Below are 26783 nucleotides of genomic sequence, written 5' to 3' on the forward strand. Positions count from 1 at the left end.
CCGTTCGGCATGTAGCGTACTTCAGGGTCCTGCCCCAAATTACCGATCAGGATAACTTTGTTAATGCCACCTCTGGCCATAACTCTCTCCGCTTCTTGGATGTCAATGATGTGTAATTTCTGATTGTATCACGCTCCTTTCGGATCTGAGCACCTTCCCAATAAAGAAGCGCGAAATCCTGCGCAAAGCGGCGCTCGCATGCTGTCAGTGCGGTGCACCGAAATCGGTACGGGAGAATTACTGGATATCTATTCAGTTATTTTTATTTTGTGCGATACTCAGATTTTGACCGTTTTCACCTTTATTACCTTCTCTTCCTTTACGACCTAAAGTGACGCTATGGATAAGATCGAAGTCAGGGGTGCCCGCACCCACAACCTGAAAAACATCAACCTGATTATCCCGCGCGACAAGCTGATTGTGATCACCGGTTTGTCCGGCTCCGGCAAGTCATCGCTGGCGTTTGATACGCTGTACGCGGAAGGTCAGCGCCGCTATGTGGAGTCACTGTCGGCTTATGCACGCCAATTTCTGTCTTTGATGGAAAAGCCGGATGTGGATCATATCGAGGGGCTGTCGCCGGCTATCTCTATCGAGCAAAAGTCCACGTCACATAACCCGCGCTCTACCGTCGGGACCATTACCGAAATTCACGACTATTTGCGCTTGCTGTTTGCCCGCGTGGGTGACCCGCGTTGTCCGGTGCACGATGTGCCGCTGGCGGCACAAACGGTCAGTCAGATGGTGGACAAGGTATTGAGCTTGCCAGAAGGGCAAAAGCTGATGCTGTTGGCGCCCATCATCAAAGAGCGTAAAGGTGAGCACAGTAAGACGTTACAAAATCTGGCCGCGCAGGGTTATATCCGCGCCCGTATAGATGGCGAGGTGTGTGATTTATCCGATCCCCCAGCGCTAGAGCTGCAAAAAAAACACACCATTGAAGTGGTGGTAGATCGTTTCAAAGTGCGCGCAGATTTAGCGCAGCGCTTGGCCGAAAGCTTCGAAACGGCGCTCACACTCTCTGGCGGCACCGTGGTGGTAGCCGACATGGAGGATAGCAACGCACCGGAGCTGGTATTCTCCTCCAACTTTGCCTGTCCGCACTGTGGTTACAGCATGCACGAGCTGGAGCCGCGTCTGTTCTCCTTTAATAACCCCGCAGGCGCATGCCCGACCTGTGATGGTCTTGGGGTACAGCAGTATTTTGACCCCGAGCGAGTGGTGCAGCATCCGGAGCTGTCACTCGCCGGCGGTGCAATTCGCGGCTGGGATAAGCGTAACTTCTACTACTTCCAGATGCTCAAATCGCTGGCGGAATACTATAACTTCGATATTGAAGCGCCGTTCAATTCACTGCCTCCGCGAATTCAAAAGGCGGTGCTGTCCGGCTCGGGGCGAGAAAATATCGAGTTTAAGTACATTAACGATCGCGGTGATACCACGATTCGCCATCATCCCTTCGAGGGGATCTTGCACAACATGGAACGGCGCTATAAAGAGACCGAATCCATGGCGGTGCGTGAAGAGCTGGCTAAATACATCAATAACCGCCCCTGTGCCAGCTGCCACGGGTCACGGCTGCGTGAAGAGGCACGTCATGTGTTTATCGAAGACACCACGCTGCCGGATATCGCACAGATGAGTATCGCCGAGGCGCTGACTTTCTTCCACCAGCTACAACTGGCTGGGCAAAAAGCGCAGATTGCCGAGAAAGTGTTGAAGGAAATTCGTGATCGCCTGATGTTTTTGGTGAATGTCGGCTTGAATTACCTGACACTGGCCCGCTCGGCGGAAACGCTGTCTGGCGGCGAGGCGCAGCGGATCCGTTTGGCTAGCCAAATTGGTGCAGGTTTAGTTGGCGTGATGTATGTGCTGGATGAACCGTCGATCGGCTTGCACCAACGCGATAACGAGCGCTTGCTCAATACGCTGATCCACCTGCGCGATCAGGGCAATACCGTGATTGTGGTAGAGCACGATGAAGATGCGATTCGCGCTGCCGATCATATTATCGATATCGGCCCGGGTGCTGGCGTGCATGGCGGGGAAATCGTAGCCGAAGGCACCGCCAGCGAGATTATGGCCAATCCGAATTCCGTCACCGGGCAATATTTGTCCGGTCAGCGTGAAATTGCGGTGCCGACGGAGCGTACACCGGCTGATCCTGCCAAAGTGCTGCGTCTGATCGGGGCGCGCGGCAATAACCTCAAAGACGTCACGCTATCGATTCCGGTCGGGTTGTTTACTTGCGTCACTGGGGTGTCAGGCTCAGGCAAGTCGACCTTGATCAACGATACCCTGTTTCGTATCGCCCATCGCGAGTTAAATGGAGCGACCGCTGAAGAGCCGGCGCCGTATCGTGAGATCCAAGGCTTAGAGCATTTCGATAAAGTAATTGATATCGACCAAAGCCCGATTGGTCGTACCCCACGCTCTAATCCGGCCACTTATACCGGCATTTTCACCCCGATCCGTGAGCTGTTTTCTGGCGTACCGGAATCGCGGGCACGCGGGTATACCCCAGGGCGCTTTAGCTTTAACGTGCGCGGTGGACGCTGCGAAGCCTGTCAGGGCGATGGCATGATTAAAGTGGAGATGCACTTCTTACCGGATGTGTATGTGCCTTGCGATCAGTGCCACGGCAAACGCTATAACCGCGAAACCTTAGAGATCAAATACAAAGGTAAGAGTATCCACGAAGTGCTGGATATGACGGTTGAAGATGCGCGCGAGTTTTTCGATGCCGTACCGGCACTGGCGCGTAAGCTGCAAACTTTGATGGATGTGGGATTGTCCTATATTCGTTTGGGTCAATCGGCGACCACCTTGTCCGGCGGGGAAGCGCAGCGGGTGAAACTGGCGCGTGAGCTGTCTAAACGCGATACCGGTAAAACCTTGTACATTCTGGATGAACCAACCACCGGTTTGCACTTTGCCGATATCCAGCAATTACTGACCGTGCTACATAAGCTGCGCGATCACGGTAACAGCATTGTGGTGATTGAACACAATCTGGATGTGATTAAAACTGCTGACTGGATTGTCGATCTGGGGCCGGAAGGCGGCAGTGGCGGCGGTGAGATATTGGTCGCTGGTACGCCAGAAACCGTGGCGGAAAGTGCCGACTCGCATACCGCGCGCTTCCTCAAACCGATTTTGCAACGCGCCCTGCATAACGCTAAACAGCAGGACTAACGGCACCTTACCGGAATGACGAGTATTACTGGATTACCGGTAAGTGTGTCAAAACAGGGGCGAGTTCTGACTCGCCCCTGTTTTACGCTGATTCAGCGCTTAACTGAGCACTTCTTGTAACGCCCGTAAGCACAGCGCCACGTTTTCACGCCGCGCACCGTATCCCATCAAACCGATCCGCCATGCTTTACCCGCCAGCGCACCTAGACCAGCCCCAATCTCCAAGTTGTATTCCTTCAACAACCGGCTACGTACCGCTGCATCATCCACCCCATCGGGGATATACACCGCATTAAGCTGGGGCAAACGCGCGGACTCGGCTACCACAAATTCCAACCCCAAGGCCTGTAACCCATCGCGCAGCAATTGGTGCATCTGGGCATGGCGCGCCCATGCCTGCTCTAATCCTTCTTGATGCAATGCCAACAAAGCTTCGTGCAGAGCATACAGCGTGTTTACCGGCGCGGTATGGTGATAACTGCGCTTCGCGCCGCCTTGCCAATACCCCAGCACCAAGGTTTGATCTAAAAACCAGCTACCGACTTTACGCTGGCGCCGCTCGATTTTTTCTACTGCCCGTGGTGAGAACGATAACGGCGAGAGACCCGGCACGCAGGATAAACATTTCTGACTGCCGGAATACACCGCATCAATGCCCCACGCATCCACATACAGCGGCACGCCGCCCAACGAGGTCACCGCATCCACAATCGTCAAGCAATCAAACTCACGGGCAATCTGACACAAGGTTTGTGCATCAGAGCAGGCGCCCGTGGAGGTTTCGGCGTGCACAAAGGCCAGCATTTTTATCTCAGGATCGGCGGCGAGCGCCGCGCGCACTTTGTCTGGCGACACCGGCTCGCCCCAAGCGTCATCCACCAGCACCGGGATCCCGCCGACGCGCTCCACATTCTCCGCCATACGGCCACCAAACACGCCATTCCGGCAGACCAGCACTTTTTCACCCGGCTCCACCAAATTGACAAAGCAAGCTTCCATCCCTGCCGAACCGGGGGCGGACACCGCGATGGTAAATGGATTTTGTGTTTGCAGCGCGTACTGCAGCAATTGCTTGAGCTCATCCATCATGCCGATGAACAGCGGATCCAGATGGCCCACGGTCGGACGCGAGAGCGCATTTAACACGGTAGGATAAACATCCGATGGCCCCGGCCCCATTAAAATCCGATGCGGCGGCATAAATGAACGAAAGTGCATAGCAGTGGACATAGAACTCTCCTTGTAGGTGTAGGGTGCAGAGTGCTGCATTTTCCAGTATCCGCAGCCACGGCAAAAATGGCAATACACTGCTCGGAGCACAATTCCGTTGACAGGTTAAAAATAAACCGATATTTCTGATGTCAACCTAGCTTGCCAGGTTTACGGACAACCGGCAGGCGGGCCAGAAGAGGTGCGTCATTCAGGCAGCTGCCGGTCAACCGGAAATTTGCGGCAGTCAGGGGAATGTACGCCGAGATAGTTCAGGGTTCCGGAGCCCTGCCTATCGGCCGCGGAGGCTGAATCCTTCCGGCTGTCACCTTGCGAGGTGGAGCGCTTCTGGGTGCAGGAATTACATCGGTAGGCTCGGGGCTTCCCTTGTTTTCGGACGGATTCCGTTCGCGTCTGCGACCCCCACGTTCAGCTCTTCCCGTTCTACGGGCCACGTGCCAAGACGTAAGGACTCATTTCTAGGACACGAGGAATTTTCATGATGTCTCATCTGACGGTCGCCAAATTCGGCGGAACCAGTGTGGCGGACCATACCGCCATGAATCGCTGTGCCAATATCGTCCTTGACGATCCGAACACCAAAGTGGTGGTGCTATCGGCCTCGGCCGGTGTCACCAACTTGCTGGTCGCTCTGGCCAATGGCTGCGATGCCGAGCAACGCGCCTACTATCTGGATGAAGTGCGCCGCATCCAACTGCGTATTTTGCAAGATCTCGGCAACCCCCCCGCCATCCAAGAAAAAATTAATCGGATGCTCGACAGCATTGCCGCTCTGGCCGAAGCCGCCAGTCTTGCCACCTCGGCGGCGCTGACCGACGAGCTGGTCAGCCACGGTGAGCTGATGTCGACCCTGCTGTTTACCGAGCTGCTGCTGCAACGCGGCGAGCGTGCGGTCTGGGTGGATGTACGCAAAGTTCTGCGTACCGACAGCCATTTTGGCAAAGCCGTACCCGATCTGGTGGCGACGGCCGCCTTGTGCGAACAACATCTGCTGCCACATCTGGATGCCGGTCTGATTATCACCCAAGGCTTTATTGGTTCAGACGACAAAAAGCGCACCACCACCCTCGGTCGCGGCGGTAGCGACTACAGCGCCGCACTGCTGGCCGAAGCGATGAAAGCGGATAGCCTGATTATCTGGACCGATGTGGACGGTATCTACACCACCGATCCGCGCATTACCGCGGCCGCCAAGCGTATCGATGAGATCAGTTTCTCGGAAGCCTCTGAGATGGCGACCTTCGGCGCTAAGATCTTGCATCCGGCTACTTTGCTGCCAGCGGTACGCAGTGATATCCCCGTGTTTGTCGGCTCCAGCAAAGAGCCAAAAGCGGGCGGAACTTGGGTTACCCGTAATGCCAGCCGCAAACCGCTGTTTCGCGCGGTAGCGGTGCGCCGCGATCAAATTTTGCTGACCCTACACAGCCTAAATATGTTGCACGCCCAAGGCTTTCTAGCCGAAGTGTTCAATATTCTGGCGCGACATAAGATTTCAGTGGACTTAATCACCACCTCGGAAGTCAGCATTGCCCTGACGCTGGATAAAACCGGCTCCGCCTCATCCGGCGCCAGTTTGCTCACCGATGGCCTGCTCGAAGAGCTCAGTCAGTTATGCCGCGTGGAAGTGGAAAGCGATTTGGCACTGGTGGCCCTGATTGGCAATCAGATGAGTCATACCGCCGGTGCCGGTAAGCAAATCTTCGATACCTTGAGCGCCTTTAATATCCGCATGATCAGCTATGGCGCCAGCGCCCACAATCTGTGCCTGCTGACCCGAGGCGATGATGCCGATAAGGTCGTGCAAACCTTGCATCGTCATTTGCTGGAGTAATGACCGGCAGTCACACCGGAACTAACAAGGCCACCTTATCGGTGGCCTTTTTGTCGCGACGGATGAACGACGCATTAGTACGCTAAGTATGTTAACTCAAGCGTCTTGGTCATAACCCAAGTTCGGGGTTAACCAGCGTTCGGCTTCCGACAAGGTGATCCCTTTGCGCGCGGCGTAATCTTGTACCTGATCGCGCTGAATTTGTGCCACGGCAAAATATTTGCTCTGCGGGTGACTGAAATACCATCCCGACACCGACGCCCCCGGCCACATGGCATACGACTCAGTCAGCCGCATACCGGTACGCTCCTGCGCTTGCAACAATTGCCAGATCACCGCCTTTTCACTGTGCTCGGGGCAAGCGGCATAGCCTGGCGCGGGGCGAATGCCCTGATAGTTTTCTCGGATCAGCTCTTCATTACTCAGCGCTTCATCCGGTGCATAGCCCCACAGCTCAGTTCGTACGACTTGGTGCAAATATTCGGCAAAAGCTTCCGCCAACCGATCGGCCACCGCTTTGACCATGATTTTGTTGTAGTCATCCTGCTGGGCATCGAAGGCATCGGCCAGTGCGTGCTCTTCCAAGCCGCCGGTCACCGCAAACGCGCCCAGATAATCGGCCAGCCCAGTCTCTTTCGGCGCCACAAAATCACTCAGGCAGTAATTAGCAAACTCCTTTTTCTCGGTTTGCTGACGCAAATGGTGGCTGACCGCGACACACTGCTGACGGGTTTCATCGGCATAAATTTCAATATCGTCTCCGACACTGTTGGCCGCAAATAACCCGACAACCCCGCGCGGTTGCAATAACTGCTCGGCATGCAAGGTATCTAGCAAGGCATTGGCATCGGCAAATACCCGCTGCGCCTCTTCGCCGACCACCTCGTCTTGCAAAATCATCGGGTATTTACCGGCCAGTGACCACGTCATGAAAAACGGTGTCCAATCGATATACTCGCGCAGCACATCAATCCCAACCTCGATACTTTGCACGCCAAGCCACTGCGGCTTCGGCGGTTGGTATTCCGACCACGCTATCGCCACCCGATTAGCACGCGCCTGCGCCAAAGTCACCGGCGGGGTACGCGGCTTTTTCCGCGCAAATTGCACTCGGAGCTGCTCATATTCACGGCGGGTGCGCGCCAGCAGAGGTTCGCGCTGCTCAGCGGACAGCAAGTTGGAGCAAACCCCGACCGTGCGTGAGGCATTTTGCACATACAAAGTCGGCCCACTGTAGTTTTGCTCAATTTTCACCGCGGTATGCGCCTTGGAGGTGGTCGCGCCGCCAATGAGTAGTGGCAGCGTAAAACCTTGCCGCTCCATCTCTTTGGCCACATGCACCATCTCATCGAGTGACGGTGTGATCAGACCCGATAGCCCTATAATATCCACCTCTAGCTCACGGGCTGTTTTCAAGATCTTCTCGCACGGTACCATGACCCCGAGATCGATAATCTCGTAGTTATTACACTGCAACACCACCCCGACAATGTTCTTGCCAATGTCGTGCACATCGCCTTTTACCGTCGCCAGTAAGATTTTCCCCGCCGATGAGCCTTGCTGTTTGGCGGCTTGAATAAACGGCTCCAAATAAGCCACCGCTTGCTTCATCACCCGCGCCGATTTCACCACCTGCGGCAAGAACATTTTGCCCTCGCCAAACAGATCGCCAACCACATTCATGCCGGCCATCAATGGCCCTTCGATCACCTGCAATGGCTTGTCCGCCTCCAGACGTGCCGCTTCGGTATCCTGTTCGATAAACTCGGTGATCCCTTTAACCAGCGCATACTCCAAGCGCTTACTGACCGGCCAGCTGCGCCACTCGGCCGCTTGCTTATCTTCGCTCGCGCCCTCTTTACTGCCGCGATAACGTTCGGCCAAGGCCAGCAAATTATCGGTCGCCTGCGGATGACGGTTAAGCACCACATCTTCTACCGCCTCACGCAGTTCAGCAGGCAGATCATCATAAATCGCCAATTGGCCGGCGTTGACGATCCCCATATCCATGCCGTTTTTAATGGCGTAATACAAGAACACCGCATGGATGGCTTCGCGCACCGGATCATTACCGCGAAACGAGAACGAAACGTTGGACACACCGCCCGAGATCAGCGCATGAGGCAAGTTCTGTTTGATATCCGCGCAGGCACCAATAAAGTCGAGCGCGTAGTTATTGTGCTCTTCGATACCGGTGGCAATCGCAAAAATATTGGGGTCAAAGATAATGTCTTCCGGTGGGAAACCGGCTTGCTCGGTCAGCAAACGGTAAGCACGCTGGCAAATGGCAAACTTGCGCTCACGGGTATCGGCCTGTCCCACTTCATCAAAGGCCATCACCACCACCGCGGCGCCGTAGCGGCGCACCAACCGCGCTTGGGCTAAAAAGCGCTCTTCGCCTTCTTTCATCGAGATGGAATTGACGATCCCCTTGCCCTGAATGCATTTCAGGCCCGCTTCAATCACTTCCCACTTGGAAGAATCGATCATCACGGGGACGCGCGCGATATCGGGCTCGGCGGCAATCAGATTTAAAAAGCGCACCATGGCCTGTTCGGCATCCAGCATCCCCTCATCCATATTGATATCGATGATCTGAGCGCCACTTTCGACCTGCTGGCGCGCCACTTCCAGCGCCGCATCATACTTTTCTTCTTTAATCAGCTTCTTAAAACGGGCCGAACCGGTCACATTGGTGCGCTCGCCGACGTTCACGAACAAAGTCTCGGCATCAATGGTACAAGGCTCGAGACCTGACAACCGGCACGCGACCGGACGCGTGCTGATCGTACGCGGCCGTAAATCGGCAACCGCCTCAACAATCGCCGCGATGTGCGCTGGGGTTGTTCCGCAGCAGCCGCCCACTAAATTCAAAAAGCCTTGCTGTGCCCATTCCCTGATCTGCGCCGCCATCGCCTGCGGCCCTAAATCGTATTCGCCAAAGGCGTTCGGCAAACCAGCATTCGGGTGAGCTGACACGGCACATTCGGCAATTCGTGCCAACTCCGCCACATACGGACGCAGCTCATCAGGGCCCAACGCGCAGTTCAAACCAAACGACAGCGGGCGCACATGGCGCAGCGAGTTATAAAACGCTTCGGTGGTTTGCCCCGACAAAGTGCGGCCTGAGGCATCAGTGATGGTGCCCGAAATCATCACCGGCAACTGGATCCCGAGCGATTCGAACACACTTTCCACCGCAAACAGCGCGGCTTTGGCATTGAGGGTATCGAAAACCGTTTCAATCAACAGCAGATCGACACCGCCATCAATCAACGCCAAGGTCGCTTCTTGGTAGGCGCTCACCAGCTGATCAAAACTGATATTACGAAAGGCCGGATCGTTCACATCCGGTGAGATTGACGCAGTACGGTTGGTCGGCCCCAATACTCCCGCCACATAACGCGGCTTATCTGGGGTTTTGGCACTCCACGCATCGGCGCAAGCGCGCGCTAAACGCGCCCCTTCACGGTTAATTTCCACCGCCAATGCCTGCATCTGGTAATCAGCCATCGCAATCGAGGTAGCATTGAAGGTGTTGGTTTCTAGAATGTCGGCCCCCGCCTCCAGATAGGCGTGGTGAATGGCGCTGATCACCTCGGGCTGAGTCAGCACCAACAGATCGTTATTGCCTTTCAGATCGCTCGGCCAATCGGCAAAGCGTTCACCGCGGTAATCCTGCTCCTGCAGCCGGTATTGCTGGATCATCGTCCCCATACCACCGTCGATGATTAAAATGCGCTCTGCCAGCTGACGGCGTAATGCCTCTGTTACCGGATGCTCAACCATGATTCCCTTTGCACTCCCTGCGTCTACAACCTATCCATGAGCGTTAACTATGTCATATGGAAATCTAGACGTCTATATCCGATAAGCGTTAACCACCTCTAAAATAATCGCTTACGGCTATTTAATAACGGCAGATAATCCTCTACCGTGTTGGCACATATAAAAAGCAAAATCTTTGTAACACGCACACCCTGAGGTTGTTATGGATGTCTATTACATACTCTGTTTCTTAGCGGCAATCGCCATCATGATTGCCTATCTGAATCAGTACATTAATAAGGTACAAACCACGATAGCGATCACCGCCGGTGCCCTGATCTGTTCGCTGGGCATTATTCTGGCCGGTCAGTTTGGCTGGTTTCGGTTGGAAAGCATTGCGCAGGGCGTGGTGCAGCAGATCAACTTCCAAAATTTCCTGCTAAAAGGGATTTTGGGCTTCTTGCTGTTCGCCGGCGCGCTCGGTATCAAATTGCCGGTACTCAAAGATCAGAAGTGGGAAATTACCGTCCTATCGCTGTTCTCCACGCTGTTCTCCACCTTCTTAATTGGTTTTGCCACCTATGGCGTGACCCATTTAATCGGCATCGACATGGCGCTGATCCATTGTCTGCTGTTCGGCGCGCTGATTTCACCCACGGACCCGATTGCGGTACTGGCGATCATCAAAAAGCTCAACGCGCCACGCCGCGTCTCGATGCAAGTAGAAGGCGAATCGCTGTTTAACGACGGGGTTGGCTTGGTGATTTTCGTGACCATTTTTGCCGTCTCCTTCGGTGGTCGCTCACCAACTCTGATGGATGTCTCTTCGGTATTCCTGCACGAAGCACTGGGCGGCGTGGTCTACGGTCTGGTGATTGGCTATATCGCGCACCTGCTGATCTGTGCCACCGATGACGGTAGCTTGGAGCAATTGATCACGTTGTTGGTACCTACTGCCGGTTTTGCCCTGGCCAATATGCTGGGCGTATCCGGTGCGCTGGCGATGGTGGTAGCGGGGATCATGGTCGGTAACTGGACCCGCTATAAAGGTTTCTCCGAGCAAAGTGCCCACTATCTGGATCACTTCTGGGAGATGATTGACCACTTCCTGAACGCTCTGTTGTTCCTGCTGATTGGCCTGTGCTTGCTGCTGATTGATCTTAGCCGCGAAGGGATGATCCTGATGCTGCTGGCTATCCCAGTTTGCTTGCTGGCGCGCTATATCAGTGTCGCGGTGCCGTTTATCGCCTTCCGCTTCTTCCGCACCTATAACCCGTACACCCTGAAAATCCTCACTTGGGGCGGGCTGCGTGGTGGTCTGGCACTGGCCATGGCTCTGTCGATTCCAGCCGGAGCAGCCTTTATTCCGGGTACCCAAACCGACGTGCGCGATCTGATTTTGGTGATGACCTACGCGGTGGTGCTGTTCTCCATTTTGGTACAGGGCTCCTCCATCGAAAGCATGATCATCAAATCCAAGCGTGTTGAGCCAAGCAAATCAGAGCATCAACACCCGAGCATTGAGCACGGCCATCACTAATCTCACGCAATCGGCATTACCCACGTAATAGCCCGTGCGCAGCCGAGCAGTCGGCTCACTCAACAAAAAAGGTGCCCGTCATACGGCGCCTTTTTTATGCTTAGGGTTTTAGCACTATTCACGTGTCGGCTGCATCACCCGCAAATCATATGGCGTGATCTGATACACGCAGTAATTCAGCCAGTTGCTAAATAGCAAATGGCCATGACTGCGCCAACTGGCCTCTGGCGGCCGCGTCGGATCATTGTCAGGGAAATAATTGACCGGGATCGCCGGTTGTAACCCTTCCCCCAGATCTCGCTGGTACTCTCCGGCTAACGTCAGTGCATCATATTCAGGATGGCCGGTCACAAAGACCTGACGCCGATCGTCACTGGCTAACAGATAGGCGCCAGCGTGCTCGGACTCGGCCAAAATCTGCAAATCGGTATACTGGCGGATCTGCGCAGTCGGAAAATCAGCATAGCGTGAATGCGGCGCCCAGAAATAATCATCAAAGCCGCGCGTCAGGGGAGCCAAAGGTTCCAGTGTGGCATGGCGATAAACGCCAGACAGTTTTTCGCTGCGGGTAAGTTTAGGTAAGTCATACAGCACTTGTAGCGCCGCTTGCACCGCCCAACACACAAACAAGGTCGAGGTCACATGAGTCTTCGACCACTCAATCACCGTGCGGATTTGCGCCCAATAGGCCACATCAGAAAACGGCACTAAACCCAGTGGCGCGCCGGTCACTATCAAGCCATCGTAATTATGCGGCGCCAATTCCGCAAACTCGCGATAGAACATATCCAGATGCTCCGGCGGCGTGTTACGGCTCGGGCGACAATCAATGCGCAGTAATTCAATATTAATCTGGAGGGATGAGTTAGACAGGAGACGCAGAAACTGGTTTTCCGTCTCGATCTTTTTCGGCATCAGGTTCAGCAAAATCACCTTCAGCGGACGAATATCTTGGTGCAGCGCACGGGATTCCGGCATCACAAAGATGTTTTCCTGACGTAAAACATGGGCGGCGGGCAACTCATCGGGGATCCGGATTGGCATACGTGAAAACCTCTCGTTATATCCATATAAACGTTTAGACATCCAGATATCCATACTAGACAGAATCCGTACGAAGATCCAGCGCTAAACCGGTACGCGAAGCCAGAAACTGAGTCTGAAACCGGCAGTACCGCTATCAAATACGCAACAAGATCAGAGAAATAAGGAATTAAAGAGAAAAATAACAGGGAAGGAAGACGAAAATACAAAACCTAAAAACGCAAAAAGCCCATCCGTTAGGATGGGCTCTTCACTAATTTGATGCCTAGCAGTTCCCTACTCTCGCATGGGGAGACCCCACACTACCATCGGCGCTACGGCGTTTCACTTCTGAGTTCGGCATGGGGTCAGGTGGGACCACCGCGCTATCGCCGCCAGGCAAATTCTGTTTCTCTATCGCGTACACTACTTGTGTCTCGCGCCAGAGTTAAAATCTAAAAACAAGCTAAATAACTGATGTATTGTTCTTTGAACAAGTAACTTATGACTTCATTCTTCCAACATCACTTTGGCGTTGTATGGTTAAGCCTCACGGGCAATTAGTACAGGTTAGCTCAACGTATCGCTACGCTTACACACCCTGCCTATCTACGTCGTAGTCTCCAACAACCCTTTAGGAGGCTTAAAGCCTCAGGGATGACTCATCTCGGGGCAAGTTTCGCGCTTAGATGCTTTCAGCGCTTATCTCTTCCGCATTTAGCTACCCGGCAATGCCACTGGCGTGACAACCGGAACACCAGAGATGCGTCCACTCCGGTCCTCTCGTACTAGGAGCAGCCCCCCTCAATCATCCAACGCCCACGACAGATAGGGACCGAACTGTCTCACGACGTTCTAAACCCAGCTCGCGTACCACTTTAAATGGCGAACAGCCATACCCTTGGGACCAACTTCAGCCCCAGGATGTGATGAGCCGACATCGAGGTGCCAAACACCGCCGTCGATATGAACTCTTGGGCGGTATCAGCCTGTTATCCCCGGAGTACCTTTTATCCGTTGAGCGATGGCCCTTCCATTCAGAACCACCGGATCACTAAGACCTACTTTCGTATCTGCTCGACCTGTCCGTCTCGCAGTTAAGCTAGCTTCTGCCTTTGCACTAACCGCATGATGTCCGACCATGCTTAGCTAACCTTCGTGCTCCTCCGTTACTCTTTAGGAGGAGACCGCCCCAGTCAAACTACCCACCAGACACTGTCCGTATCCCGGATTACGGGACAACGTTAGAACATCAAACATTAAAGGGTGGTATTTCAAGGTCGGCTCCACGCAAACTGGCGTTCACGTTTCAATGCCTCCCACCTATCCTACACATCAAGGCTCAATGTTCAGTGTCAAGCTATAGTAAAGGTTCACGGGGTCTTTCCGTCTTGCCGCGGGTACACTGCATCTTCACAGCGATTTCAATTTCACTGAGTCTCGGGTGGAGACAGCCTGGCCATCATTACGCCATTCGTGCAGGTCGGAACTTACCCGACAAGGAATTTCGCTACCTTAGGACCGTTATAGTTACGGCCGCCGTTTACCGGGGCTTCGATCAAGAGCTTCGCTTTCGCTAACCCCATCAATTAACCTTCCGGCACCGGGCAGGCGTCACACCGTATACGTCCACTTTCGTGTTTGCACAGTGCTGTGTTTTTAATAAACAGTTGCAGCCAGCTGGTATCTTCGACTGACTTCAGCTCCATCCGCAAGGGACTTCACCTACCGTCAGCGTGCCTTCTCCCGAAGTTACGGCACCATTTTGCCTAGTTCCTTCACCCGAGTTCTCTCAAGCGCCTGAGTATTCTCTACCTGACCACCTGTGTCGGTTTGGGGTACGATTTCTGGTAACCTGATGCTTAGAGGCTTTTCCTGGAAGCGTAGTATCAGCTACTTCAGCACCGTAGTGCTTCGTCATCACGCCTCAGTGTTAATGAAAGACCGGATTTGCCTAGTCTCTCCACCTTCACGCTTAAACCGGGACAACCGTCGCCCGGATAGCCTAACTTTCTCCGTCCCCCCTTCGCAGTTACCACAAGTACGGGAATATTAACCCGTTTCCCATCGACTACGCTTTTCAGCCTCGCCTTAGGGGTCGACTCACCCTGCTCCGATTAACGTTGAACAGGAACCCTTGGTCTTCCGGCGAGCGGGCTTTTCACCCGCTTTATCGTTACTTATGTCAGCATTCGCACTTCTGATACGTCCAGCATACCTCACAGTACACCTTCAACCGCTTACAGAACGCTCCCCTACCCAATAACACCTAAATGTCATTGCCGCAGCTTCGGTGCATGGTTTAGCCCCGTTACATCTTCCGCGCAGGCCGACTCGACTAGTGAGCTATTACGCTTTCTTTAAATGATGGCTGCTTCTAAGCCAACATCCTAGCTGTCTAAGCCTTCCCACATCGTTTCCCACTTAACCATGACTTTGGGACCTTAGCTGGCGGTCTGGGTTGTTTCCCTCTTCACGACGGACGTTAGCACCCGCCGTGTGTCTCCCGGATAGCACTCTACGGTATTCGGAGTTTGCAAAGGGTTGGTAAGTCGGGATGACCCCCTAGCCTTAACAGTGCTCTACCCCCGTAGGTGTTCGTCCGAGGCGCTACCTAAATAGCTTTCGGGGAGAACCAGCTATCTCCCGGTTTGATTGGCCTTTCACCCCCAGCCACAAGTCATCCGCTAATTTTTCAACATTAGTCGGTTCGGTCCTCCAGTTAGTGTTACCCAACCTTCAACCTGCCCATGGCTAGATCACCGGGTTTCGGGTCTACACCTTGCAACTAATTCGCCCAGTTAAGACTCGGTTTCCCTACGGCTCCCCTATTCGGTTAACCTCGCTACAAAATGTAAGTCGCTGACCCATTATACAAAAGGTACGCAGTCACACCACGAAGGTGCTCCCACTGCTTGTACGTACACGGTTTTAGGTTCTATTTCACTCCCCTCACAGGGGTTCTTTTCGCCTTTCCCTCACGGTACTGGTTCGCTATCGGTCAGTCAGGAGTATTTAGCCTTGGAGGATGGTCCCCCCATCTTCAAACAGGATACCACGTGTCCCGTCCTACTCATCGAGCTCACAGCAATGCGTCTTCGTGTACGGGGCTATCACCCTGTATCGCCGGACTTTCCAATCCGTTCCACTAACACATCCACTGATTCAGACTCTGGGCTGCTCCGCGTTCGCTCGCCGCTACTAACGGAATCTCGGTTGATTTCTTTTCCTCGGGGTACTTAGATGTTTCAGTTCTCCCGGTTCGCCTCATTAAGCTATGTATTCACTTAACGATACCTAAGTTATCTTAGGTGGGTTTCCCCATTCGGACATGGTTGGCTATAGCGCTCCATCCCAGCTCACCAACCCTTTTCGCAGGGTAGCACGTCCTTCATCGCCTCTGACTGCCAAGGCATCCACCGTGTACGCTTAGTCACTTAACCATACAACCCAAAATAATGTCGGGCTGAATGTCAGTCACTAAACTGGTCGTTGCCAGTTTCTCAAGTCGCTTGTTCTCAAGAACTTCAGTTATTTTTCAGCTTGTTTTCAAATTTTTAAAGAGCAGTTGTGCATCCGAAGATACATCAAACAATCTGTGTGAACACTCAGCTTAAGCGCCAAATATCTCAGGTAAGGAGGTGATCCAACCGCAGGTTCCCCTACGGTTACCTTGTTACGACTTCACCCCAGTCATGAATCACAAAGTGGTAAGCGCCCTCCCGAAGGTTAAGCTACCTACTTCTTTTGCAACCCACTCCCATGGTGTGACGGGCGGTGTGTACAAGGCCCGGGAACGTATTCACCGCGGCATTCTGATCCGCGATTACTAGCGATTCCGACTTCATGGAGTCGAGTTGCAGACTCCAATCCGGACTACGACATACTTTATGGGATTCGCTCACTATCGCTAGCTTGCCGCCCTTTGTATATGCCATTGTAGCACGTGTGTAGCCCTACTCGTAAGGGCCATGATGACTTGACGTCATCCCCACCTTCCTCCGGTTTATCACCGGCAGTCTCCTTTGAGTTCCCGACCGAATCGCTGGCAACAAAGGATAAGGGTTGCGCTCGTTGCGGGACTTAACCCAACATTTCACAACACGAGCTGACGACAGCCATGCAGCACCTGTCTCAGAGTTCCCGAAGGCACCAATCCATCTCTGGAAAGTTCTCTGGATGTCAAGAGTAGGTAAGGTTCTTCGCGTTGCATCGAATTAAACCACATGCTCCACCGCTTGTGCGGGCCCCCGTCAATTCATTTGAGTTTTAACCTTGCGGCCGTACTCCCCAGGCGGTCGATTTAACGCGTTAGCTCCGGAAGCCACGCCTCAAGGGCACAACCTCCAAATCGACATCGTTTACAGCGTGGACTACCAGGGTATCTAATCCTGTTTGCTCCCCACGCTTTCGCACCTGAGCGTCAGTCTTTGTCCAGGGGGCCGCCTTCGCCACCGGTATTCCTCCAGATCTCTACGCATTTCACCGCTACACCTGGAATTCTACCCCCCTCTACAAGACTCTAGCTTGCCAGTTTCAAATGCAGTTCCCAAGTTGAGCTCGGGGATTTCACATCTGACTTAACAAACCGCCTGCGTGCGCTTTACGCCCAGTAATTCCGATTAACGCTTGCACCCTCCGTATTACCGCGGCTGCTGGCACGGAGTTAGCCGGTGCTTCTTCTGCGAGTAACGTCAATGCCACTAGGTATTAACTAGTAGCCCTTCCTCCCCGCTGAAAGTGCTTTACAACCCGAAGGCCTTCTTCACACACGCGGCATGGCTGCATCAGGCTTGCGCCCATTGTGCAATATTCCCCACTGCTGCCTCCCGTAGGAGTCTGGACCGTGTCTCAGTTCCAGTGTGACTGGTCATTCTCTCAAACCAGTTAGAGATCGTCGCCTTGGTGAGCCATTACCTCACCAACTAGCTAATCCCACCTGGGTTCATCCGATAGCATGAGGTCCGAAGAGCCCCCACTTTGGTCCGTAGACATTATGCGGTATTAGCTACAGTTTCCCGTAGTTATCCCCCTCTATCGGGCAGATCCCCAGGCATTACTCACCCGTCCGCCGCTCGTCACCCAAGGAGCAAGCTCCTCTGTGTTACCGCTCGACTTGCATGTGTTAGGCCTGCCGCCAGCGTTCAATCTGAGCCATGATCAAACTCTTCAATTTAAAGTTTGTCGCTCGAATAAACTGGCAAATAAATTGTTCAGTCACTCGTTTAACTTAATATCTTTTGGATATCAGCATTCTCAAACGAGTGCCCACACAGATTGTCTGATTAACTTTTTAAAGAGCGTTTGGCTACCGAAGTAGCGACAGGAAGTGGATTATTCCGCAATCCTGCTTTGCTGTCAAGAAAATGTTTTTGCATTTTCTCAAGAGCCGATATTCATTACTGCAGGCCAATCAGTGATTTGCATCACAGCTGCCGTGTCAGTGGGGTCGCATTATAGGGCGTTTTGCGGCGGGCGCAAGGGATTATTCAAGATAATTTGCATATTTGCCGCTGTTTGGTGAAAATCCGGTCAGAAGGCTGATTTTTGCTAGTTATTTAGCCAAAAACAGCACGGTTATGGTCGATTAAAAAGGATAAGTGATGAAGATTGCAGCGCTCGATGTCGATCCGCAGTGCACGTTCTCTCCGCTGTGCCCACAGGAGTTGCCAGTACAAGAAGGCGATCAGATAGCTGACGCACTCAATGCGCAAGCACAACTGGCCGATCTGCGGGTGCTGACCAAAGATGCCCATCCCGCCAATGCGCTATGGGTGGTTGATGATCCTCAGCACATGCTGCAACCACTGCCACATCCCAATGCCGATCTGACCTGGGTCGCGCATGCGGTTCCCGGTACCCGAGGCTTTGAAACCATTCCGGGTCTGCCGGCTGTCACCGAGTATGACTTTGTGGTGTGGAAAGGTATCGAGCCCGATCTGCATCCATACGGTGCTTGCTATCATGATTTACAGGAGAAACTCAGCACCGGCCTTATCGAGTGGCTGCGCTGTCAGGGGGTGACCCATATTGTGCTGGGTGGGCTGGCGACCGATTACTGTGTGAAAACCACAGCATTGCAGTTACAGCGCAGTGGCCACTTTACCGTGTTACTGAATCTGGCGGCCTGTCGCGGGATTGCGCCGGAAACTACCGCTCTGGCCTGTCAGGAAATGGCCGCGGCGGGAGTTTACCTGTGTGACAACCAAGAGACGCTGCAGCACACATTGCAGCAACTGATCCGCTGATCGCCCTGCACCACTGACGGATATCGCAACAGGCTATCTCTATATCTTCTATATATCTTCTATATAGCTATATAGAAGATATATCACTCGCTTGCTGTGCCGCTGAGCGAGAAAGCCAAGTCGTGAAGCAAGAGAGATTACACTCAACGCGGGCAGCCATATACGACAGCGTGATAAAGAAGAAGAGTGTGAAGGGATGAGTAAATGCAGAAAAACAAAAAGCCCGCTCAAAGAGCGGGCTTTTCACTATGATGGTCGGTGAGAGAGGATTCGAACCTCCGACCCACTGGTCCCAAACCAGTTGCGCTACCGGACTGCGCTACTCACCGAATATTCATGTTTACAAGAAGTGTGGTGCGAAGAGAGGGACTTGAACCCTCACGTCCGTTAAGACACTAACACCTGAAGCTAGCGCGTCTACCAATTCCGCCACCTTCGCGTATCACTTATCTTCTTGCTCAGTACCGCTTACGCCATACTGTTTAATCTGGGGTGGCTGATGGGGCTCGAACCCACGACAACTGGAATCACAATCCAGGACTCTACCAACTGAGCTACAGCCACCATAGAGTTTTTTCTTTCAGCTTATATCCACAACGTTGGGCTAAATCACTACCACATGCTTATATGGCGCGCCCGACAGGATTCGAACCTGAGACCTCTGCCTCCGGAGGGCAGCGCTCTATCCAGCTGAGCTACGGGCGCCCTGCGCGCCGTTGCGGGGTCGCATATTACGGATTTCATATCCGGCTGTCTAGCCCTTTTCGTATTTTTTTATGCAAAAAGAACCGACTGCTGATACTTTACCCGAAACTTGCTTAAAACTACAGCTTTCCGCTGTAATGATACGCGACATACTTCAAAAGTTTGAGCTGGCGCCGCCAACGGGTCGGTTGTGATAGCAAGCGATACAGCCATTCCAGACCAAACTTACGCCATACTGCCGGTGCGCGCAGCACATGACCAGTAAACACGTCATAAGTGCCACCGACGCCCATATACAAGGCATCCGGATAAACCTGACGACAATCGCGCATAAACAGCTCTTGTTTCGGCGAGCCCATCGCTACCGTGACCAACTTGGCTCCACTGGCACGAATTTGCTCGAACAAATCGGGAGTCTGCTCGGCGGTGAAGTATCCGTTCTGGCTGCCGACAATATTAACCTGCCATTGCTGACGCAGTTTATCTTCCACTTCACTTAAGACATCTTGGCGGCCACCAACCAAAAACACCGGTAACCCTTGGCGACCAGCCTCTTCCATCAAGGCTTCCCACAGCTCACAACCTGGGATGCGTTGCAGTTTCGGGCTGTCTGGGTATTTACGGCGGATAGAGTTAACGATACTGACGCCATCGGCGTACTTGTATTCAGCCGCATCCAACAGAGCTTTCAGTGCCGGTGACTCTTCAGCGGTCATCACTTTTTCCGCATTGATCGCCACCAGAGTACCGGTTTTGGTGTCGTGCGGCGTCAGCAGGTGTGCGACAAACTGCGCCATGTCGGCAAAACCCCAGATCTGCAAACCGCGCAGGGTGTACTTAGGAATATCACTCATGTTCTTGCACCTTCAACCGCCGGCGGATCAAGCCGCAGGCTTCAAACAGCCAATACAGTAACTTGGCCAGTAACAGACACAGCCCGAAAATAATCGAGAAAAACGCCATCCGTGACACAAAAGAATCAAGCCCTTCGCGCACCAGCACGATCAGGGTAAACACGTTGCCAAAGCTGTACGCCAACAAAATCGCCGCTTTATAGCGATTGGTTTCTTGCATGCCGCTGTGATACAGCCAGTCCAGCCATTTGATCAGCAAACCGACAATCACCGCGCCAATCGGGATAAACAGCACGCCGCCCATGATCACCAACGAGCCAATCAGGGTTGGCGAAATGGCTAAGCCGGCAAAGTACTCGAGCACATCCCAAGTAAAGTAGTTAGCGGTATTCACCACCAAGCTTGGGCGATCCGGCCACAGCGAGGACGGAATAAAGACATAGAAGTCGCGGATAATCGGGGCCAGCCCCTGAAAATCAATCTTGTGATAGTTTTCCAGCAGCAGCGCCAAGTTCTCCCACGGCGAAAAGGTATCGCGCGTGAGGTACAAGAAGGTGTAAAACGCCTCCGAGCCGCTCACATCCAAGCTGTAACGCTTTAACGCCAGCCAGAACATGCCGACCACACTGGCCGCGCCCGCAGCAATCAGCATCGGTAAGGTGATATAACCGCGGATAATGCCGATGAACAAAAACAGCGCAAAAGCGATGATGATGTTGGCTCGCGTACCGCCAACAATCACATAAGTCAAAATCCCGAATGCCACAGTAGTGACTAAAAACATCAGCCACCCTTTGGTGTCCTGACGCAGGAAATAGACCACCAACATTGCCGGGATAAAGAAGTAGAAGAAGCGCTTAAGCGCCACCGCCGACACATCCTTGGAGAAAATCTGGCTGTAGCTTTGCAACTTGAACAGCAAAAAGCCGTTTTGCAGGAAGAAGATCCCCACCGTGACCACGGCCACCAGCATCAGCAAAATCCAAGTCAGGTTGGTTTCCACCCGATTCATGCTTAACACCGGACGCTGACGCTGACGGCGAACAATCCGCGTCTTGTACACCACGTAATACAAGGCATAGAAAGCGGTCGAGGCCAGCATGGCGTACATCAGGTACTCCGGCGGCTCGGTCTGCACATCAAAGCGAAAGCTCAGAATGCAGGTAAACGGAAAGCCAAAGTAAAACGTCAGCAGGTAGATCAAGGTGAAAAAGATATTGAAGTTAAAGCGCTCACGACGAAATTCGTGATAGCCCAATGTCAGGATCAGCGCCAATGACAGCAGGTAAACGACCAGCAGGCCAGAAAAATCAGTCAGGGTCATGCGCCGGCTCCTCGGTCTGCAGATGCAATAGCGTCACCGCCGGCCTGCTGCAGCGCTTGCTGCCAGCCCGCAAGGTAATTCGGTTTAAAAAAGGCAATCTGGCTACGATCGAGCGCGCCCAGTTGGGCCTGCGCCTGGCACACACGTGCCACATCCAGCGGCTCACCGCTGAGCAGCACCGGCACCCCTTGCTCACGCAAATCCACGCAGAATGGGTTTTGCTCACTGAGCACAAACGGCACGCCAAACTGGATCAGTAAACACAAGGTGCCAATCCCCTGCTGGCGGGCAAACAGGAAATAGCCCAGATCGCACTGCGCCAGCAGTGTCAGATAGCGGTCAAACGGAATTTGCTCAGTAAGCAGCTCCACCTGTCCATGCGGATACAGTTGCTGCGCGACCTCGGCAATCTGCGCGATATAGGCTTCATTATGCGCCGGATAGCCTAGAGGAATTTGCACTTTCACCTTGTCACCAAAGGTGGCGTGAATTTCACGCAGTGCTTCAATGTGGCGGTTAGAGCGATCGCCCGAGTTACCGAGCAAAATGGTGAGCGGCTGCGCAGGGTCATGTTGACGGACCCCACCGGTCAGCGCCGGATCCATTTTGGTCGGAAAATAAAGACGCTGCGTAGCACAATGCGGATGACGCTGAGCGAAGTACTGCAAATCGCCTTGCGTGGCAAACACGCGGCCAATACGCCCCTGCGCCGGACGGCGCAGATGATAGAACAGCTTGAATTTCCAGCTCTGCGCATCCTCATACAGATCCGCGCCCCAGATATGCCAGCTGACTTGTTGCTTTCGGATTTTTCCCGTCAGCAACGCCAGCCATAACCACGGGTTAAATTGGCCATGCAGGAAAAAGCGCTGCGCCGGGTCACGAGCCGCCAGCGTCACCGCACGTGCTAGACTCTTTTTGTCGGCAAAGCAGTGCAGCCGGAGCGCCGGATAACGTGCGGCCAGCTCCGGCTCGTTACTGACCACGTAAAACTCACGGGTCAGCGCCGGTTGCTGTAATGCCGGCGTCAGCACCTCGGCAAAAAAGGTGAGCACCGTATGGTTATGATGCGGGATCTCAGATCCCAGAACATGGATTAAGGCTGTCATGCACGCTTTCGATAAATGAGGAACGCCCCAACACAGAGGCAAAAATACACAATGTAAGTCAGCATATAGGCCTGCGCCGCACCCAGCGCACCCTCGCGCGGGATCAACCAGTGCGCCAGCCCCGTTAACAGGGCAAACTGGCTCACTTCAGCTAACAAGTAATAGCGTAATGCCGCTTTGGCTACGACCAGATAACCAAAGACATACGCGCCGACTTTGAACACATCGCCGGTCAGCTGCCAGGCAAACAGATCGCGCATCGGCCGAAACTCGGGCGAGAACAACAGCCAGATTGCCACATCACGCAGTAGATAAACGGCAAAACTGACCGTGGCAACCGCAGGCAACACAAAGCGCAGGGTGCGGCCAATCTCGCGCACAATCTCATCGCGCTGCTGTAAGCGCGACAGAGTCGGCAGCAGGTATACCGAGAACGAGGCGGTAATAAACTGCAGATAGGCATCCGAGATTTTACTCACCCCTTGCCACATCCCGACCGAATCCCAGCCATAATCGGTGGCCAGACTATTTCGCAGCATCACGTAAGCGGCGGGCAAGGTGACCGAGGTGATCACCACCATCAGGGTAAACTTCAGCAGCTGACGAGCCAGCGGCTTATCCCACAGCGGACGCAAGTCGGCAAAACGAATGTTGTTGCGCTTTTTAATCACCACTGCGGCAGGCAGCACCGTGATGGCAGGCACTAACGCCATCCCGGCTAAAGCGCCGGCATAGCCGCCTAACCAGAAACACAGACAGTACGCCACCACACCAATTACGCTACCGGCAATCAGCGCCAACGCATTGCCCATCGCGTCGCGCTGGCCTTTGAGGATCGCCAGCAGCAAGTTGGCGTAGGCAATCCCCATTTGAATCAAGCCCACCGCGCGGATCACCGGCACAAAATCGGGGTGATCGAATAAAGCGCGGCTAATCGGGCCGGCACCGAGTACAAACACCAGTGCCAACAGCGATGAGGAGAGTAAGGTGATCGCCGAGGCCGTGCCCAATAAGCTGCGCAGTCGCGCGGGCTCTTGGTGAAACTCGGCCACGTACTTGGTCACGCCATTAAAAATACCGGCGCCGGACAATACGCCCAGCACCGTCACCATGGTCATGAAGTTACCGGCCTGGCCAACCCCTTGCGGGCCGAACGATACGGCCAGTAACTTGACCACTAACAGCCCGACCCCAATCTTGACCAGGGTCGAGGCTGCGGTCCATACCGAAGCTTTAGCTAACGACATAATCAGGCGAAAAAGTTCAGCATCGTCTGGATCACGGTACGCTGCGTCAACTCATCCATGTTGTAGAACAGCGGCAAACGCACCAAACGCTCGCTTTCCGCCGTTGTGAACTGATCCGCGCCATGCATCACACCGAATTTCTCGCCCGCCGGGCAAGCATGCAGTGGGATATAGTGGAACACGGTCATGATTTCAGCTTCTTTCATAAAGCTGATAAAGGCGCTGCGATCATCGATATCACGCAGTTTGATATAGAACATGTGTGCGTTGTGGGCGCAGTCAGCAGGATGGCTTGGCAACTCGATACGTCCAGCCTCTGCCAGCGGCGTTAAGGCATCAAAATAGGTCTGCCACAGCTTCAAGCGACGCTGATTGATACGCTCAGCGGCTTCCAACTGCGACCACAGATAAGCCGCCTGCAGATCGGACATCAAATAGCTCGAACCGATGTCGCGCCACGTGTATTTGTCTACCTGACCACGGAAGAATTGACTGCGGTTGGTACCTTTCTCACGAATAATTTCAGCCCGCTCAATCAGCGCCGGATCATTGATGAGAGTCGCGCCACCTTCACCGCCTGCGGTGTAGTTTTTGGTTTCATGGAAGCTGTAGCAACCAATGTGACCGATGGTGCCCAGCGCACGCCCTTTGTAGGTCGACATCACGCCTTGCGCCGCATCTTCGACAACCCACAGGTCATATTTTTCAGCCAGCGCCATGATGGTATCCATCTCGCACGCCACACCGGCATAGTGCACCGGCACAATCGCCTTAGTACGCTCGGTGATGGCCGCTTCAATCTTGCGCTCATCGATATTCATGGTATCGGGACGCAGATCGACAAACACTACCTTGGCACCACGCAGCACGAAAGCATTGGCAGTCGACACAAAGGTGAAACTTGGCATGATCACCTCATCCCCCGGCTGGATATCCAGCAGGATGGCGGCCATCTCCAGTGAGGCTGTACAGGACGGGGTCAGCAACACTTTGGCGCTGCCAAAATGCTGCTCCATCCACTGCTGACAGCGGCGAGTAAAGGCGCCGTCACCACACAGCTTACCGCTGCCCATGGCAGCCTGCATATACTCCAACTCCGTGCCGACAACCGGCGGGGCATTAAATGGGATCATGCTTATCACCTGTAAAACCAATACGCAGTGTCGGTTATAACGGCACCGCTGCGAATATAAAGACGTAAGGCCGCCACATTACCGGTTTGTGTTGCCACTCGCAGAGTAGAAATCCCTTGCGTCTGGCACCAGTTTTGCGCTGCCCACATCAACTGTTGGCCCACACCACGCCCAGCACAAGTAGGTATCGCGGCTAAAAGGCCGATCCGAGCCTGTTGCTGGCCCAGATCGCGCAGGGTTACAAACCCCAGAATCTGTTCATCCTGCTCAATCAGCAGGCATTGATGATCGAACGTGCCACGGATCGCTTTTTCGATCCATTCAGCATAAAAACGGCCACTGTCGCTAGGCTGATACCAAGGCGCGCGAAAACGGCTATGAGCAAAGGTCTGCGCCGCCGCACTGCGCAGCAGCGCAATGTCAGTCTCAGTGGCGACGCGGCAGCGCCAACCACTCGGCAGCGCTTGCACCGGTAAGGAAGCAGGCAAGCTCAGCGCCAGATCCACTTCGCCTTCCGCCAACTGAAAGCCCAAGCGAGCCAATCCATCGGCCAGATCCAGACGCGCCGCCGGTACTTTGGCTTGTACCAGTGCATACGGCTGTAAATCTGCCGCTTGCACCGGCGCGGCCAGCTCATCCCACACCAATTTGGCACTGGAGAGTGCGAAAAAGGCGCTTTCCCAGCCTAATGGCTCAATATTGGCGTGGACGGACATGCAGCAAGGTCTTCAGATATTGACCGTAACCGGTCTTAGCTTGTGCCTGTGCGGCAGCAGCCACTTGTTCGTCACTCAGCCAACCATTGCGCCAAGCGATTTCTTCCAAGCACGCTACTTTGAAGCCCTGACGTTTTTCCACTGTCTGCACAAAGGTGCTGGCTTCAATCAGGCTGTCATGAGTGCCGGTATCTAACCACGCAAAACCACGGCCCAGCAATTCCACCTTGAGCTGTCCTTTTTGCAGGTACATCTCGTTTAAGGTAGTGATTTCCAGCTCGCCGCGGTGCGATGGTTTGACCTGCTTGGCCAACTCAACCACTTGGTTGTCGTAGAAATACAGGCCGGTTACCGCCCAATTAGATTTGGGTTGAGCCGGTTTTTCTTCGATCGACAGTGCATTGAAGTCGTCATCAAACTCCACTACTCCGAAGCGCTCCGGATCCATCACCTGATAGCCAAACACTGTTGCGCCACTGGTACGCGACGCCACCACTTTCAGCTTGTCACTGAAATATTGGCCAAAGAAGATGTTATCCCCCAGCACTAAGCACACACTGTCATCACCGATGAACTCTTCACCGATAATAAACGCCTGCGCCAGACCATCCGGACTAGGCTGGATGGCATACTGCAGGTTAATGCCAAAGTCGCTACCGTCACCCAGCAAACGCTGAAACGCGGGCTGATCATCGGGTGTAGTGATAATCAGGATGTCACGGATCCCGCTGAGCATCAGTACTGACAGCGGGTAGTAAATCATGGGTTTATCATACACCGGCAGCATCTGCTTAGAGACGCCGCGGGTGAGCGGATACAGGCGAGTACCGGAGCCACCCGCCAGAATAATACCTTTCATG

15 protein-coding genes, 4 tRNA genes, 3 rRNA genes and 1 riboswitch (1 of these 23 only partly in view) are annotated in these 26783 nt (G+C 53.7%); of the genes, 4 read left to right on the forward strand and 18 right to left on the reverse strand.

Features of this window, described 5'->3' with window-relative positions:
- A protein-coding gene (ssb, locus tag NCTC9997_RS14620) for a single-stranded DNA-binding protein (RefSeq protein ID WP_039046679.1) crosses the window boundary here: on the reverse strand, positions 1–80 show its 5' end (the start). Its footprint begins 481 nt before the window's first position; only the first 80 of its 561 coding nucleotides appear in the window; it begins with the start codon at positions 78–80; the stop codon falls past the left edge of the window.
- Positions 81–339: 259 nt separating this feature from the next.
- Between ssb and uvrA the strand changes: the two genes are divergently transcribed.
- Entirely contained in the window at positions 340–3195 is a 2856-nt protein-coding gene (uvrA, locus tag NCTC9997_RS14625; RefSeq protein ID WP_064978338.1) for an excinuclease ABC subunit UvrA, read from the forward strand.
- A 99-nt stretch (positions 3196–3294) separates the two neighbouring features.
- Here uvrA and NCTC9997_RS14630 read toward each other — a convergent pair whose 3' ends face one another.
- Entirely contained in the window at positions 3295–4425 is a 1131-nt protein-coding gene (locus NCTC9997_RS14630) for a pyridoxal-phosphate-dependent aminotransferase family protein (RefSeq protein ID WP_152135851.1), read from the reverse strand.
- 168 nt (positions 4426–4593) lie between these two features.
- A riboswitch (Lysine riboswitch) is annotated at positions 4594–4760 on the forward strand.
- A 146-nt stretch (positions 4761–4906) separates the two neighbouring features.
- On the opposite strand from NCTC9997_RS14630, the gene lysC reads away from it, so the two are divergent.
- Positions 4907–6256 (forward strand): lysine-sensitive aspartokinase 3, encoded by a 1350-nt coding sequence (lysC, locus tag NCTC9997_RS14635; protein ID WP_010863076.1) that lies wholly within the window; start codon positions 4907–4909, stop codon positions 6254–6256.
- A gap of 96 nt (positions 6257–6352) precedes the next feature.
- Here lysC and metH read toward each other — a convergent pair whose 3' ends face one another.
- Positions 6353–10045, reverse strand: coding sequence for a methionine synthase (metH, locus tag NCTC9997_RS14640; RefSeq protein ID WP_064978339.1), 3693 nt, complete (start codon positions 10043–10045; stop codon positions 6353–6355).
- 202 nt (positions 10046–10247) lie between these two features.
- Here metH and NCTC9997_RS14645 point away from each other — a divergent pair, with 202 nt between their 5' ends.
- Positions 10248–11564 carry a cation:proton antiporter gene (locus NCTC9997_RS14645; RefSeq protein WP_064978340.1) on the forward strand — a complete coding sequence of 439 codons (1317 nt, stop codon included), beginning with the start codon at positions 10248–10250 and terminating at the stop codon, positions 11562–11564.
- A 114-nt stretch (positions 11565–11678) separates the two neighbouring features.
- Here NCTC9997_RS14645 and metA read toward each other — a convergent pair whose 3' ends face one another.
- From metA to NCTC9997_RS14665, 4 genes are all read right to left on the reverse strand, one after another.
- Positions 11679–12608 (reverse strand): homoserine O-acetyltransferase MetA, encoded by a 930-nt coding sequence (gene metA, locus NCTC9997_RS14650; protein WP_064978341.1) that lies wholly within the window; start codon positions 12606–12608, stop codon positions 11679–11681.
- A gap of 263 nt (positions 12609–12871) precedes the next feature.
- Positions 12872–12987 (reverse strand): 5S ribosomal RNA (rrf, locus tag NCTC9997_RS14655).
- A gap of 139 nt (positions 12988–13126) precedes the next feature.
- A 23S ribosomal RNA gene (locus NCTC9997_RS14660) occupies positions 13127–16030 on the reverse strand.
- Between the two features lie 191 nt (positions 16031–16221).
- Positions 16222–17763 (reverse strand): 16S ribosomal RNA (locus NCTC9997_RS14665).
- The 16S, 23S and 5S rRNA genes sit together here, the layout of an rRNA operon.
- A gap of 427 nt (positions 17764–18190) precedes the next feature.
- Here NCTC9997_RS14665 and NCTC9997_RS14670 point away from each other — a divergent pair.
- Complete coding sequence (locus tag NCTC9997_RS14670; protein WP_064978342.1) at positions 18191–18835, forward strand: nicotinamidase; 645 nt, start codon at positions 18191–18193, stop codon at positions 18833–18835.
- A 252-nt stretch (positions 18836–19087) separates the two neighbouring features.
- Here NCTC9997_RS14670 and NCTC9997_RS14675 read toward each other — a convergent pair.
- The 11 genes from NCTC9997_RS14675 to rfbA all read right to left on the reverse strand — a co-directional run bounded on the left by NCTC9997_RS14675 (position 19088) and on the right by rfbA (position 26782).
- A tRNA-Pro gene (locus tag NCTC9997_RS14675) sits at positions 19088–19164 on the reverse strand.
- Positions 19165–19187: 23 nt separating this feature from the next.
- Positions 19188–19274: transfer RNA gene (locus NCTC9997_RS14680), tRNA-Leu, on the reverse strand.
- A gap of 49 nt (positions 19275–19323) precedes the next feature.
- A tRNA-His gene (locus NCTC9997_RS14685) sits at positions 19324–19399 on the reverse strand.
- 64 nt (positions 19400–19463) lie between these two features.
- Positions 19464–19540, reverse strand: a tRNA-Arg gene (locus NCTC9997_RS14690).
- 119 nt (positions 19541–19659) lie between these two features.
- Positions 19660–20394, reverse strand: a complete 735-nt coding sequence (gene wecG / locus NCTC9997_RS14695; RefSeq protein ID WP_064978343.1) for a lipopolysaccharide N-acetylmannosaminouronosyltransferase — start codon at positions 20392–20394, stop codon at positions 19660–19662.
- On the reverse strand, positions 20387–21718 hold the full coding sequence (wzyE, locus tag NCTC9997_RS14700) for an ECA oligosaccharide polymerase (protein WP_010863071.1): 1332 nt from the start codon (positions 21716–21718) through the stop codon (positions 20387–20389). Before wzyE ends, wecG begins: the two co-directional genes overlap by 8 nt.
- On the reverse strand, positions 21715–22827 hold the full coding sequence (locus NCTC9997_RS14705; protein ID WP_064978344.1) for a TDP-N-acetylfucosamine:lipid II N-acetylfucosaminyltransferase: 1113 nt from the start codon (positions 22825–22827) through the stop codon (positions 21715–21717). Before NCTC9997_RS14705 ends, wzyE begins: the two co-directional genes overlap by 4 nt.
- A complete protein-coding gene (gene wzxE / locus NCTC9997_RS14710) occupies positions 22824–24074 on the reverse strand; it encodes a lipid III flippase WzxE (RefSeq protein WP_064978345.1) in 1251 nt (416 codons plus the stop codon). The genes NCTC9997_RS14705 and wzxE overlap by 4 nt, the downstream gene beginning before the upstream one ends.
- 2 nt (positions 24075–24076) lie before the next feature.
- Entirely contained in the window at positions 24077–25207 is a 1131-nt protein-coding gene (rffA, locus tag NCTC9997_RS14715; protein WP_010863068.1) for a dTDP-4-amino-4,6-dideoxygalactose transaminase, read from the reverse strand.
- Positions 25208–25212: 5 nt separating this feature from the next.
- Positions 25213–25923 (reverse strand): dTDP-4-amino-4,6-dideoxy-D-galactose acyltransferase, encoded by a 711-nt coding sequence (gene rffC, locus NCTC9997_RS14720; RefSeq protein WP_064978346.1) that lies wholly within the window; start codon positions 25921–25923, stop codon positions 25213–25215.
- Positions 25901–26782: a glucose-1-phosphate thymidylyltransferase RfbA gene (gene rfbA, locus NCTC9997_RS14725; RefSeq protein ID WP_064978347.1), complete on the reverse strand. Its 882-nt coding sequence runs from the start codon at positions 26780–26782 to the stop codon at positions 25901–25903. The genes rffC and rfbA overlap by 23 nt, the downstream gene beginning before the upstream one ends.
- Position 26783: the final 1 nt, after the last annotated feature.

Origin of the sequence: Plesiomonas shigelloides, assembly GCF_900087055.1 — a bacterium.
GTDB lineage: Bacteria > Pseudomonadota > Gammaproteobacteria > Enterobacterales > CAMTGL01 > Plesiomonas > Plesiomonas shigelloides.

What these genes read in the sequence shown, in the direction of transcription:
- uvrA (WP_064978338.1), top strand. Translation starts at nt 340, where the DNA reads ATGGATAAGATCGAAGTCAGGGGTGCCCGCACCCACAACCTGAAAAAC.
- NCTC9997_RS14630 (WP_152135851.1), bottom strand. Translation starts at nt 4,425, where the DNA reads ATGTCCACTGCTATGCACTTTCGTTCATTTATGCCGCCGCATCGGATT.
- lysC (WP_010863076.1), top strand. Translation starts at nt 4,907, where the DNA reads ATGTCTCATCTGACGGTCGCCAAATTCGGCGGAACCAGTGTGGCGGAC.
- metH (WP_064978339.1), bottom strand. Translation starts at nt 10,045, where the DNA reads ATGGTTGAGCATCCGGTAACAGAGGCATTACGCCGTCAGCTGGCAGAG.
- NCTC9997_RS14645 (WP_064978340.1), top strand. Translation starts at nt 10,248, where the DNA reads ATGGATGTCTATTACATACTCTGTTTCTTAGCGGCAATCGCCATCATG.
- metA (WP_064978341.1), bottom strand. Translation starts at nt 12,608, where the DNA reads ATGCCAATCCGGATCCCCGATGAGTTGCCCGCCGCCCATGTTTTACGT.
- NCTC9997_RS14670 (WP_064978342.1), top strand. Translation starts at nt 18,191, where the DNA reads ATGAAGATTGCAGCGCTCGATGTCGATCCGCAGTGCACGTTCTCTCCG.
- wecG (WP_064978343.1), bottom strand. Translation starts at nt 20,394, where the DNA reads ATGAGTGATATTCCTAAGTACACCCTGCGCGGTTTGCAGATCTGGGGT.
- wzyE (WP_010863071.1), bottom strand. Translation starts at nt 21,718, where the DNA reads ATGACCCTGACTGATTTTTCTGGCCTGCTGGTCGTTTACCTGCTGTCA.
- NCTC9997_RS14705 (WP_064978344.1), bottom strand. Translation starts at nt 22,827, where the DNA reads ATGACAGCCTTAATCCATGTTCTGGGATCTGAGATCCCGCATCATAAC.
- wzxE (WP_064978345.1), bottom strand. Translation starts at nt 24,074, where the DNA reads ATGTCGTTAGCTAAAGCTTCGGTATGGACCGCAGCCTCGACCCTGGTC.
- rffA (WP_010863068.1), bottom strand. Translation starts at nt 25,207, where the DNA reads ATGATCCCATTTAATGCCCCGCCGGTTGTCGGCACGGAGTTGGAGTAT.
- rffC (WP_064978346.1), bottom strand. Translation starts at nt 25,923, where the DNA reads ATGTCCGTCCACGCCAATATTGAGCCATTAGGCTGGGAAAGCGCCTTT.
- rfbA (WP_064978347.1), bottom strand. Translation starts at nt 26,782, where the DNA reads ATGAAAGGTATTATTCTGGCGGGTGGCTCCGGTACTCGCCTGTATCCG.